The organism is Bacillus sp. BHET2, from assembly GCF_005938125.1.
In the GTDB taxonomy this organism is placed as follows: domain Bacteria; phylum Bacillota; class Bacilli; order Bacillales; family Bacillaceae_B; genus Rossellomorea.
The window spans coordinates 1004506-1016432 of the sequence record NZ_VCQN01000001.1; the positions used below are offsets into that span (position 1 = coordinate 1004506).

14 protein-coding genes and 1 riboswitch are annotated in these 11927 nt (G+C 38.3%); of the genes, 4 read left to right on the forward strand and 10 right to left on the reverse strand.

Going from position 1 to position 11927, the window contains the following annotated elements:
• Nucleotides 1-232: 232 nt before the first annotated feature.
• The 3 genes from FGG79_RS05275 to FGG79_RS22080 all read right to left on the reverse strand — a co-directional run bounded on the left by FGG79_RS05275 (nucleotide 233) and on the right by FGG79_RS22080 (nucleotide 2579).
• Nucleotides 233-1630 carry a protoporphyrinogen oxidase gene (locus FGG79_RS05275; RefSeq protein WP_138776686.1) on the reverse strand — a complete coding sequence of 466 codons (1398 nt, stop codon included), beginning with the start codon at nucleotides 1628-1630 and terminating at the stop codon, nucleotides 233-235.
• A 200-nt stretch (nucleotides 1631-1830) separates the two neighbouring features.
• Nucleotides 1831-2262, reverse strand: coding sequence for a hypothetical protein (locus tag FGG79_RS22075; RefSeq protein ID WP_171050723.1), 432 nt, complete (start codon nucleotides 2260-2262; stop codon nucleotides 1831-1833).
• Nucleotides 2263-2279: 17 nt separating this feature from the next.
• A complete protein-coding gene (locus FGG79_RS22080) occupies nucleotides 2280-2579 on the reverse strand; it encodes a hypothetical protein (protein ID WP_240794200.1) in 300 nt (99 codons plus the stop codon).
• Nucleotides 2580-2839: 260 nt separating this feature from the next.
• Nucleotides 2840-2947: riboswitch (SAM riboswitch) on the forward strand.
• Between the two features lie 107 nt (nucleotides 2948-3054).
• On the opposite strand from FGG79_RS22080, the gene fbpA reads away from it, so the two are divergent.
• Entirely contained in the window at nucleotides 3055-3270 is a 216-nt protein-coding gene (fbpA, locus tag FGG79_RS05285) for a Fur-regulated basic protein FbpA (RefSeq protein ID WP_138776687.1), read from the forward strand.
• 46 nt (nucleotides 3271-3316) lie between these two features.
• Here fbpA and FGG79_RS05290 read toward each other — a convergent pair whose 3' ends face one another.
• Nucleotides 3317-3643, reverse strand: a complete 327-nt coding sequence (locus tag FGG79_RS05290) for a four-helix bundle copper-binding protein (protein WP_138776688.1) — start codon at nucleotides 3641-3643, stop codon at nucleotides 3317-3319.
• Between the two features lie 152 nt (nucleotides 3644-3795).
• Between FGG79_RS05290 and FGG79_RS05295 the strand changes: the two genes are divergently transcribed.
• The gene (locus FGG79_RS05295; protein ID WP_138776689.1) at nucleotides 3796-4362 is read left to right on the forward strand and encodes a TVP38/TMEM64 family protein; all 567 of its coding nucleotides are present in this window, start codon (nucleotides 3796-3798) and stop codon (nucleotides 4360-4362) included.
• 61 nt (nucleotides 4363-4423) lie between these two features.
• Here the strand turns inward: FGG79_RS05295 and spoIIP are convergent, their stop codons facing one another.
• The 3 genes from spoIIP to FGG79_RS05310 all read right to left on the reverse strand — a co-directional run bounded on the left by spoIIP (nucleotide 4424) and on the right by FGG79_RS05310 (nucleotide 6451).
• A complete protein-coding gene (gene spoIIP / locus FGG79_RS05300; RefSeq protein WP_171050811.1) occupies nucleotides 4424-5587 on the reverse strand; it encodes a stage II sporulation protein P in 1164 nt (387 codons plus the stop codon).
• Nucleotides 5588-5752: 165 nt separating this feature from the next.
• On the reverse strand, nucleotides 5753-5965 hold the full coding sequence (locus FGG79_RS05305) for a helix-turn-helix domain-containing protein (protein ID WP_138776691.1): 213 nt from the start codon (nucleotides 5963-5965) through the stop codon (nucleotides 5753-5755).
• Nucleotides 5966-5974: 9 nt separating this feature from the next.
• Complete coding sequence (locus tag FGG79_RS05310; RefSeq protein WP_138776692.1) at nucleotides 5975-6451, reverse strand: DUF2975 domain-containing protein; 477 nt, start codon at nucleotides 6449-6451, stop codon at nucleotides 5975-5977.
• Nucleotides 6452-6737: 286 nt separating this feature from the next.
• Here FGG79_RS05310 and FGG79_RS05315 point away from each other — a divergent pair, with 286 nt between their 5' ends.
• Nucleotides 6738-6974 (forward strand): hypothetical protein, encoded by a 237-nt coding sequence (locus FGG79_RS05315; RefSeq protein WP_138776693.1) that lies wholly within the window; start codon nucleotides 6738-6740, stop codon nucleotides 6972-6974.
• Nucleotides 6975-7291: 317 nt separating this feature from the next.
• Here the strand turns inward: FGG79_RS05315 and FGG79_RS05320 are convergent, their stop codons facing one another.
• The gene (locus FGG79_RS05320) at nucleotides 7292-7606 is read right to left on the reverse strand and encodes a DUF3892 domain-containing protein (RefSeq protein WP_138776694.1); all 315 of its coding nucleotides are present in this window, start codon (nucleotides 7604-7606) and stop codon (nucleotides 7292-7294) included.
• A 260-nt stretch (nucleotides 7607-7866) separates the two neighbouring features.
• The gene (locus FGG79_RS05325) at nucleotides 7867-9291 is read right to left on the reverse strand and encodes an N-acetylmuramoyl-L-alanine amidase (RefSeq protein ID WP_138776695.1); all 1425 of its coding nucleotides are present in this window, start codon (nucleotides 9289-9291) and stop codon (nucleotides 7867-7869) included.
• Nucleotides 9292-10173: 882 nt separating this feature from the next.
• Here FGG79_RS05325 and FGG79_RS05330 point away from each other — a divergent pair.
• Nucleotides 10174-10818, forward strand: coding sequence for a glycosyltransferase (locus FGG79_RS05330; RefSeq protein WP_138776696.1), 645 nt, complete (start codon nucleotides 10174-10176; stop codon nucleotides 10816-10818).
• 262 nt (nucleotides 10819-11080) lie between these two features.
• On the opposite strand, the gene FGG79_RS05340 is transcribed toward FGG79_RS05330, so the two are convergent.
• On the reverse strand, nucleotides 11081-11818 hold the full coding sequence (locus FGG79_RS05340; RefSeq protein ID WP_138776697.1) for a glycosyltransferase family 2 protein: 738 nt from the start codon (nucleotides 11816-11818) through the stop codon (nucleotides 11081-11083).
• Nucleotides 11819-11927 lie beyond the last annotated feature (109 nt).

Sequence of the window (11927 nt, forward strand, 5' to 3'; positions counted from 1 at the left end):
ACTATTCAAGCTTAAATCGACCACTGCACACGTTGAAATTTGATGTTTTCTAGCCGTGTATAGTAGTAGATTCGTCCTCATACTTAGATAAGTTCAACTCACGCCCCGCGGAAAGCGAGCACCTGCAGCGGAAATCAACTAGCACTCGCTACCTTCAATAGCAACAAAGTTTACGAAAAGAGCCTTATATAAAAAACGGATTTCAACATCAGAAAAGCCTGATCTCATGAGATCAGGCTTTTCTGATGATGTCTTTTATTATTTCTTCAGCTGTATGTTTTCCGTTTTGAATACATGCTCCAATTCCTACTCCGTAATAAGAAGCACCTGCTACTTTCACTCGTGGGAATTCAGTTAAAAGAAGTTGATCCAAAGCCTGTACAGTTTGACCATGCTTAAGATGATATTTTGGCATCAAATCTTTCCAGTTGGTCACCTCCACAGCAACCGGGTCTCCTACGATACCGACACTCTTCCTAATATCCTCTTGGGCAACGGTCATAAGTTCGTCATCGTTCAACCCAATTAATTCTCTATAATGAGGATTTGTACTTTTATAAAAAAGTCTCACTAAAAGATTATGGTTTTCAGAAGTATGTTTCCATTTACGACTGGTCCAAGTACATGCATCACACTTCACTTCACTACCTTTTGATACAATAAATCCAGTACCATCAGCCGGCAGTTTGTCATCCGGAACATTGAATCCCAGGTAGATCGATATCAGAGAGGAATTTTTTAATTGATCGAAATCAGGGTTTAATTTTTCATGATTTACGATCTTTTTTGTGACATCATGAGGTGTAGCGAATACCACGTAGTCTGCCTGGATACTTCCCTGTTCAAATAGAGTAAGTTCATATTTATCTCCCATTTTTCGAAGGTTTTTTGTTTCAACCCCTTTTAAAATGGTTGCATCTGAACAAACTTCCTCCAAGCGGTCTACAATAGCGGATAATCCATTTTTAAACGAAATGAATTTTTTATTGGAAGTTCCTTGGAATTTTTGTTTATTTTCAGATAACCCTTTGATAATACTTCCGTATTCATTCTTATACTGTAGTAGATACGGTAGAGTCGTGGACATAGTGAGTTCATTCAAATTCCCTGAGTATACACCTGATAAGACAGGTGCTACTTGATTCTCCACTAGTTCTTTACCAAGAAAGGCTGTTAAGAATTCCCCGATAGAGCTATCTTTCGTAAATCGAGTATTTTCCGTTTCCAAGTCTTTCAAGGCCTCTTTCTTACCTGCTTCAGAAATGAGGGTGCTCTCATAAAGGGATTCTATACTCATTGGAATTCCGAAAATCGTTTCACCTGGAATCATGTGCAGTTCACTATCCGTATATATGTAAGAGGTCCCTGTTTCATTGTAAACAAGCTCCTCCTGAAGATTCAATTCCTCTATAAGAGGAAGAACCCCTTCATTGCGGGCGACGATTGAATCTGCTCCTGCTTCCATAATAAATTCGCCTTCTCTTACTGACCTGATCTTCCCTCCAAGCTGTTCATCACGTTCGATTAATAATACGTTCATATTTACCTGTTGTTCCCTTGCCATCTTCTGAAGATGATACAGTGTTGTTAATCCTGTAATTCCTCCACCTACGACAACCACTGTCTTCATACCATCACTCCATTAATTGCGTTTATGTATCAAGATTATCATGTTTTTAGGATATTAGAAAAAGAATATGTGTCAAAATCAAGAAATGGTAATTGGGAATGGCTTTTTTCTTGAAAATAGAGAAAATTGCCTGTCCAACTGGATGAGATTTATTGACAACAGGCGATTTCCTTTTTTAATACCGCACTAAAACTTACACGTTACATCATGAATGTTGGACCAAGTTTGAAAATCCGTAATGAAGCACTGTTTATTGGTTGATCTGCTACTCCTCCAAAAGGTGGATATTGAACGTTAGAAGCCAAATCTATAGTTGTCTGGTTACTCGTGGCGGGTATAAGTGCTTGCAGTGTCAACGTTTGTCCCAAGGTTAAACTTAAGATGGCTACCGATGAACTCACCCCAATTTCTTGATCAGAAAATACAGCCACACCAGAACGAGTTGCTGGTGCTAAACTTCCATCTATAAATATTCCAAACGCAGCGTGTTGACTTCCCGGTCCAGGTAAAAAGACTGTTTGCCATAATACAGCGTAGTCTCCATCTTCTGGAACTGTCATAGAGTTAGCCGTTGCAGTTATTCCTCCCACAAGAACTGATTCAGGTTGATCAAATTGGTTGAAACGTACCAATTCATTTACCCCGAGAACTAATTGTTGATTTGCATTATCAAATATGTTCCCATATATGGGTGAAAAAGTTCCTGCTTGCCCTTGTTCTCCTTGGGGGCCTTGCTCTCCTTGGGAGCCTTGCTCTCCTTGAGGGCCTTGCTCTCCTTGAGGGCCTTGCTCTCCTTGGGGGCCTTGCTCTCCTTGAGGACCCTGCTCTCCTTGGGGGCCTTGCTCTCCTTGGGGGCCTTGCTCTCCTTGGGGGCCTTGAGGTCCAGGTGGGCATTCACATTTAATTGGATAAAAGTCGCAACCCTCTGGAAATGATTGTACTTTTCCAAGGAGTGACCCCTCTCCTTTTCTAAGCAGAGGAAGCCTTTCATAGTATTTTTTCTTTTTCATTATTGTTTTCCCCCTATTAATAATCTACATGAGGTAGTGACTATTCATTTTATGAATAAATACTATCATTGCTTGTTTAAATGCCCTAAATATAGAAAGAAATCTCCAAAAGCGCCCCTACCAAACATACAATTCCCTAAAACCAAGTTGACAGCTTTGTTTAGTCAACTATATAATAGAATCAATACAACACTATAGCCACTTATCCAGAGAGGGAGAGGGACTGGCCCGATGATACCTCAGCAACAGATTCTAATTAATAGAAAACTGTGCTAATTCCACAAGCATGATGCTTGGAAGATAAGTTGAAGTTCTGATACTAAAAAGCCTTCTTCTTATCTACAAGGAAGTGGGTTTTTTTGAGTGAATAAGCCCACTTCTCTGATTGATTACATTTTAAGAGGAGTGAAAACGATGGGGAAAATACTGCAGGATACATTGCATAAGAGAAGAAATGAGTTAATCAATAAATTGATCGCTCACAACCTTTTCAAAAAAGGTGACAAACAATTATTCGAACTGACACTGAAAGAACTAGAGGAAGAATATAAGTACATTCAAGAGGAATGCCATCCCCATAACGATGTCGGTTCCATACATTGGAAAAAACGGGTGAGAATTAGCATCTAAAAAAGCACCAATCCGAGAAAAGGATTGGTGCTTCGTTTTTTGCTAATTAAGCTAAATTTCTACATTCATCTGCACAGGCAAAACATGCTTTTGCGCATTTTTGACAGTGATCGTGGTCATGCCTTTCACACTCTTTATCGCATGCCTCGCAAATCGCAGCACATGCTGTAGCGATTTCAGCAACAAAGGGTGTCCCTCTCACAAGAGCCTGTTCCAAGAATCCGCACATATCTGCACATTCACTGTCCATTAGGATGCAGCCCACCATCATCCCAATATTTTCTTCTTTAAGACACTTGTCGAAACAATGATTGCATGCTTCCATACATTCATGTAATGTTTGAATTGTTGTTTGGAAGTTTTCCTGTGACATTTCACTATCTCCTCTTATATCGTTTTGTTTTATAGAAATCCATAACCCATATTTTCCCTCTTTAAACGTTTTAGGGTTATTCTAAGTGCGTGCTTAAATGAGCTTTTCATAAAATAGATGAAGATTTAAATACGTTGTAAAGGAATTAAAATATGTCTACATATCTTCAACATTTCACAGACGACTTAATTGGGCTGAATATTGGGTTTCTCTTTATTATCAGCATAACCATTAGTATAGTCATCAGTATTCTTGGATTCCTTCCGAGTATTTTCTTGACCGCCTTTAATATATCTGTGTTTGGACTTTGGGCAGGAATCGCTATCTCAATAGTTGGTGAATCATTAGGTGCGATAATCAGTTTTTTCTTATTCCGAAAAGGAATGCAGTTAGCAGGTGTTGATCGGATTCTTACAAATAAATATTTCCTCAAATTGAAAGAATCGTCAGGAAAGGAATGGATCCTTCTTCTTTTCTTCTTCAGGATTGTTCCATTTGTACCTTCGAGTGTAGTAACCATTGCAGCTGCATTTAGTTCCATTTCTATCTTTTCATTTACAGCCATAAGTTCTTTAGGGAAAATACCTTCCTTATTAATTGAGGCGTTTATCGTGGCGAATCTGTTAGACTCGAAAAACGGAAATGGTTTATTGATGCTTGGGGCAATTGTAGTTGGTTTGGTTTATTTTCTATATCGATTGAAGAATAAGAGAAAATAGTTGGGAATCACATTATTCATTAAAAATGATGTGCACCAAATGGCGCACATCATCTCTTCAACTATTGAGCATTCACCTCTATGGCATCTTTCTTATAATACTCAGCGAAGATCTCAGCAAAAGCTTCAGTAGAATTATATAATTCCACTAAGTTGTTTTCCACTCCACCGAACTCTAATAACATGGCCCGTTCAGTTAAATCCTGATTGTATATGCCGTTTCCTTCCGCTTTAGTTTTGACAAATACTCCACGGCTAATGCCAGGATATTTTGCTTCTAACTTAGCGTTTAATTCTTTGGCCACCTTCAAGTTCTTTTCAAAGTTTTTGTTTTCTTTTCCAACAATGAAAAATAAACGGGCATAGTTTTTACCTTTAATTGATTTGGTTGTGATGCTTCGCGGCATAGAATCCCGATGGATATCAATCAAATATGTTAGATCTTCGTTTTGGGCAATGGCTTCCTGGACTAATCCCCTTGATAACTTATAGGATTCGAAATATGTCCAAGATTTATCTTTTAGCGCTTTATTCACATCTGTCTTATCCTGCACAGCCCCTATCCCTCTCGCCTCAAGCTCCTGTTTCAATTTCGATCCTACTGCAATGACATTTACCTTCTCATTTGTACTCGCTGGATCTTTAGAATCATTGTTTTTGATCAGAGGACTGAAGGCTTCCCAGCTATGAGAGTGATAGATGAAGACTGATTTTTCATCAATTTCCTGTACACCATCCGCGCCGTTATGATTGGCTTGGTCAATTTGCCTCTGGTCTATTTCCTGATCTTTCAACTGATCTTCCGTTGGTGCCGGTGATTCGTTCGGAAGATTTGTAATATCAGTCCCTTTTCCAGCAACCGCTATATGAGTATGATAATTTTCAATTCCAGGAATTTCCCTTCCAAAAAGACTACGAGGATCAAGTAGTGATACATTCGTAACGCTTTCTAACCAATCAAAATCATGATTCAATGTAACCTTATTTTCTATACGCAATCCAGTCATTTCTTGCGACAACAGCATGAGAAACGTTTCTTTCGGTACGAGTTCTGATACAGAAGTATAAAACAAGCTATCCACCCTTAATTTGATGGCAGTTGATGAAATCAGCCAAACGGTCAAATACATGAGAACGACTCCGATCATCACTACACGAATGACCGCTTTCAGTGAGATGAATACTAGTGGGACTAAGCTATTATGGTTTCGAGATTTATACGACATCATCAGTACCCCTATATAAAGTATTTAATAGTTAACTTTATGCAGGTTGATGATAGAGTAGAAGATTTTTTCTGAGATTCGGTCAGATCGCCCAGGTAGTTTTCATGTATACGAATGAAATCCAGCATCTTAGGAAAGGTAAGCTTCAATCAGCAATTCTTGAATTCATTCCTCGCTCGACTGATATTCTAAAACATCTCCAGGCTGGCAATCCAAAGCTTTACAAATAGCATCCAGTGTCGCTAATCGTACTGCTTTTGCTTTCCCATTTTTTAAAACGGAAAGATTACTCATTGTGATTCCCACTTTTTCAGATAACTCAGTTACACTCATTTTTCTCTTAGCAAGCATGACATCAATATTTATGATTATCGTCATATCATCGCCTCACACAGTTAAGTCATTTTCAGATTTTAGTTCAATTGCATTTCGGAGCAGTTCCTGAAGAACCGCTGCAAAGATCGAAATGGTGGCAGACGCAAAACTGATAATCATTCCGAGAATGGCAATGCCCGGATGAAGTGCCTCTTGAATAAGGAGAAAAAGCATTCCCACCACATATATCACCGTTATCAGTAAGGCACATTGTTTGATACGAGTAAGGGCTTCAATCGCTTTTCCTGAGAAAGCATGTTTCTTTTCTATACAATTTAATAACTTGAATGCCTGATATAAGGCAATACCAAAAGGAATCGCTGTCAAATAGAGCCCGATAAGAACGGTCCATTTCAAGTAGGCAAATTCAGGAAACAACTCGGCGGTATGTTTCGCCATCGTTGGTAACCACACCACACATAATATAAAGACAAGTGCCCCTATGGAAATAACAGCCACTTTTAAAAACGTTGTTGTTCCTCGCTTCATAACACACCTCTTTCTTCATATTTTTCTAAATTATATAATGATGTTTATTGTTTTACAATAATAATTTGTTGTTTAATTTAAAACTGTATATAGGGAAGATTGAAATGGCGAATTCTTTACACATCAATTTCGATTTTAGGAAGATTGTAAAGCATTTAGGTTGTTTCCAATTGTTTTCAGAACAAATGTTTCTATTTTCATGTTTATATGTTATAATTGAAGTTCAATGGGTCTACGAGACTGTATTTAGTCAATCCCTCGAGCAAGTAGAAGGGAGACATGTTATATGTCACTAGAAAATATCGTAACCATGCTCAAGACCCTTAAGGAATTCAAGGATAGTGAGATTGTTCATACTATTTCAAGTTATGATCACTCACCTGTAATGACTGTTACCTACCAATTGGATACAGAACGATTTCAAATCACTTATGTCGATTCAATGAAAGTAGAAGAATATACTGACATCAACCTTTTGGCGACAACAATAGAAAGTGTAGTCCTTCTTGAACCTTCAAGATGATAATCTCATATAAAAAAATGCCATTACGCTTTAAGTAATGGCATTTTTTGCACTTTACGTTATATATTAAAATCTAATAAGAAGGATGCCGATGCCTTTCTGTAATGAGCCTTACATACGCAAAGTATTCCTCAATAGAGAAAGCGTACCCTCTTTTCACCGTCATCCTTTTCATATCCCATGCATCCGATCCTTAACTGACATTTCCCTTCATCCAAACGTCACATTCATTGTAGGGGAAAAAGAACCTATCCTCTTTCTACATTCAAACAAAAAGTCGAGCATCAAACCTTGTTGGTTTGATGCTTGACTACTCCCTAAAAAGGTGGAAGTTCACTAAGATTATTCTCCTTTAACCCATCTGGCTCACTTCGGATAATATCCCTGCCATAGCGATGAATCACATCGACACGGGCGAGTTTCCCTGCCTTTGCTTCCTTTAGGGCAGTGATATAATCAAGTTCCCTACCGCTTCCCGTTTTAAATGCGATTAGGTCATCGTCCGAATTTCGGCGAACTGCCACAATGGTTTCCTCCCCAGTTGCAAGCTCTTCAGCCATTTCCATTTCCGTTTGAAACTTTCCTTGCTGTTTATATTCTTCAAAAATTTGTTCAAAGTTTTTTTCTTCCATATGGTTCACCTCCCGAACATATGTTTAGTATTGTCTGGAGATCTAGGTTTTATGAAATATAGTTGGGATCGAACTTCTTATAAACCATTTATGTAAGATCGAGTGAAATGCTAATGATCTATTTTTATCCCGACATCCAGTCTCGACTTTTCGTTCTGTACAGCTCCATCAATAGAATATTGCACCTTCCACTAACAGCTAAGCTACATTTAAAAAATCACCAAAAACAGAGAGTGCTTATAAGCACTCTCTATCATTCCTTATTTCAATTTTCCCAAGGCGTTGTTCAGCATTACTTTCTGATTCTCAATTCCTTTTAGTGCATTTTGTATATTCATGGAATATACAGACAGTACGCTTTGCCCATAAGTGGTGCCTGGAACTGCCCACTTTCCATTTAGATCTGTCCAGTTAAGTGCACTTCCTCTTGTAACAAGCGAAAATCGGGGGTCGACGATTGTTGCTCCCTGTGGAAGCGGGTTTTTGGATGAATAAGCATAAAGATGTTGGATGTGGGCTAGCACCCCTTCTTCAGGAGTTTTGAATGAGGCTCCGTCATTTCCCGGACCCGTTGTTCCAATCCCTGCGTAGTTATGTTGATTTGGATTGACCTGCCCTGTAAATCGGAAGTAATTGGTTTCATGAATCGCTTGAGCAAATGCTACATCGCCTCTTATGCCATAGAAATCTCCATAATAAATATAGAATTTTCCTAGTAAAGGAGCAGTTGGATTAACGGATTTAGCGAAATCATCCAGCTGTTCTGACTTCAATAAAGATGCACCTAAAATAGAATACTGGACACCTGGTGGCTTCGTTGGTTGAGGTGGTTGGGTCGGTTTTGGGGGTTCTGTTGGTGCAGGCGTAGGAGGTTTGGGTTCATCACTTCCAGCTCTTACAAGGATAAATGCTTCAACACCGATTTTTTTTAAAGCAGCTACCTGATTTTCTGCATTATCTCTATCGGCAAATGCGCCTGTTTGAACACGGTAAAATGTCGTTCCTGAAACCACCACCGAGTCGATAAATGAACTTATCCCTCTTTGCTTCAATTCCGCTACTCGAATATCTGCATTTTCACGATCCGAAAATGAACCCGCAATTACTTTGAAGAGTTCTTTTTCATTTACGATTTTTGCAGGTAATCCCAATGCTTTCCCAACACCTTTACCAATTGCTGCTCCTGTGGCCGATCTAAAATTACTGTTGTTCAATAAGACTACATCTGCTGGATTATCAATAAAAAGAATTTCTAAAAGGAGCGAAGGCAGTTTCGTTTCTCTTAGCACATGAAAGTTAGCCCTCTTTTTCCCTCTATCTAGAACGTTATATGATGGCTTTATTCCAGCCATCACCTCGTCATGGATAATTGTTTGGTAGGTCAATGTCTGAGAGGGAACACTTCCATTATATACGTAACTCTCAAAACCACTCCCCCCTCCTGCATTGTGATGAATGGACAAAAAGAAATCCGGATTTGTTCGATTTGCAAGATTAGACCGTTGAGTCAAAGAGAGGCTTTGATCATCAGTTCTTGTCATCATTACATTTACATTGAAATGGGACAACAAGTAATCCCTTACAGCAAGTGCTGTTAAGAGATTTAACGTCTTTTCCACATTCCCCTTATACGTGGCACCAGGATCTGATCCACCATGTCCTGGATCAATCATAATCGTTTTCAATTAACATCCTCCTAAGAGTTTGACTTATAGTACTATATTCTCAAGCGGACAAGCATGCTTGGACGTTTTCATTTTTTTGCCTAGTATATTTACAAAAAAATGCTTCCTGCTCTATGAACAGGAAACACTTTTGATACGCTCGAATCTATATTTATAGAGGGAAATTTCATATATGGTATATTTTTCTTTATCTCTATTGTATTTCTTTGAACACGATCTTATTCACTTTATTCATCAAGATTGTATCAATTGATCGGCGGAGTTACATACTGTTCGCTTCATTTTTCAGTATGAACGGTTGATCTTATAACCATTGTTATTTTTCTATTTGTGGGGCCGAAGAGTTACCCCAAACTGTGCAACGTACTTATTTGAGAGGGAAGGAGATCCCAATTCAAGATTAGCATGAGATTTAAATGGATTGATAAAAAGATATTCAAGTATTTTTCTTGCCAATGCATCACCTCCATAGAACACTCTATGTAGAAAGAGAGTGGTTGGTGAGGACAAGCAACGAGTTTTTATAAAAAATGGACATTCATTAATTACTCTTGGAATAAATCAGATTTATGAGTGTGGGTATCATCCCATACATAGCAACAAATGAGACAGCCATACCATTCCAGCCCGCAATCCTGAAGATAGAAATCGGCATTGTGAGAATAGCTATATGTAACGTCCCATGCAAAACGTGAACATGTACAATATGATTTAACTTACCTTCTCTTTGTAAAATGTGCAAGCCTTTGGAAATGAGAACAGCTAGGAACAAGTAAAACTACAATGGATGACTGCAGGTTCTTAATAATTTAACATATTTTTCTAGTGGTAGTTCTATGAATGATTGGGATGAAGATGCAGATGATAAAAGGAGATGTTTAGATGAATGGAGGATTTAAGTTGAAAAAATGGAAAATTCTTTTAGCTGCTGTTTTAGTATCAATTTTTTCTTTACCTGGAATCGCTGAAGCTGAAGATGATAAGTGCTTGAGTGAAGCAGGTATAAAGGCTAAGGAAGAGATGAGAACTCTTTGGACCGATCATGTATTCTATACGCGAAATTATATCATTAGTGCCGTAGAGGGATTGGAGGATACCGATGTAGTTCTTGATAGATTACTTCAAAATCAGAAGGAAATCGGAAACGCCATCAAACCTTATTACGGTGAAGAAGCTGGTAATAAGTTGAGTGATTTATTGACGGAACATATTATACTGGCAGGAAAAATCGTCGCTGCTGCTAAAAAAGGTAAGCAAGCAGAAGTAGAGAAAATAAATAAAGAGTGGTATCGGAATGCCGATGATATTTCCCGGTTCTTATCGAATGCAAATCCATACTGGAGTGAAAAAACGTTAAAAGATTTGTTATACATGCATTTACAATTTGTTACCGATGAAGCATCGGCTCGAATCAAAAAGGATTGGAAAGTGAATATTAAGAGCTTTGACGATGGAAGGAATCATATCCTTCATTTGTCTGATGCGATATCAGGTGGCATTGTAAAGCAGTTCCCTGAGAAATTTTAAAAAGAAGCTGGGGTTACATGGTTACCTGGCTTCTTTTTATCTATTCACACAAATCTATTTCCTTGATGATACGTGCGGGGGGTCCACCTACTAAGACATCAGATGGGATGTCCTTTAATACAACAGCACCAGAAGCCATCACGCAATGTTCATCGAAATGAACTCGTACATATCCAAAATCACATAGTTTGAATTAGCAAAAAAATGATTCCCGACCTGAATGTTGGGTTTGCCTGAAAGGTAGACCTAGTAAGAAACCCCATTAAAACGTTATACTTTTCAATCGGTCTGAGTGTTGTAGTAGATATTGATGGATTTTCGGATGATAATGATGTTTTATGATGAATACTTCCCGTTTCATTTTTTCTGGATGTTTACTCGTACCTGATTCAGGGTGAGATCTATATTTCAACAGAACTTCATCCAAATAATACATGACATGCCCATGAATCAGCAACCGGAACCACATCTCATAATCCTGGGTAAATCTTAAATTCGGGCTGAAATATCCTACATCACTAATCACATCCTTATGGAGCATGACAGAACAGCCATTGACTGGATTAATGGTCATAAAAGATCTGTAGATTTCGTCTGCATTGGTAAATCTCTTCCCGATGAACGGAAGCAACACTTCATTTGCACTATTAATGAAATCATAATTGTGAAAGCTTGCCTTTGCTCCACGGTTTATCATAAAATCCAATTGCTTTTCTACCTTCTGATGATCGAAATAATCATCAGAACTTAGCCATGCGATATAGTCACCACTTGCTCTTTTTATCCCTTCATTGATCGCAGTTGCTGTTCCCCCATTCTCTTTTCTTATATACATAATCTTATTCATAAAGGGTGTTAATCTCTCGATTTCTTTAGTCGAACCATCATCTACCACAATCACTTCAATGTTTGTATACGATTGATTTAATGCACTTTGAATCGCCTGGGCGACATATGAACAATTATAAAATGGAATCACGATTGATACAGTTGGCTTCATTTTAACTCCTCCGGTATGGCCTTGGACAAGACGGGTTTACTATAAACTATTCATCTACCTGTCTATCTGATTAGACGAATGAGCTATAAGAGGGGATTTCACACGATTA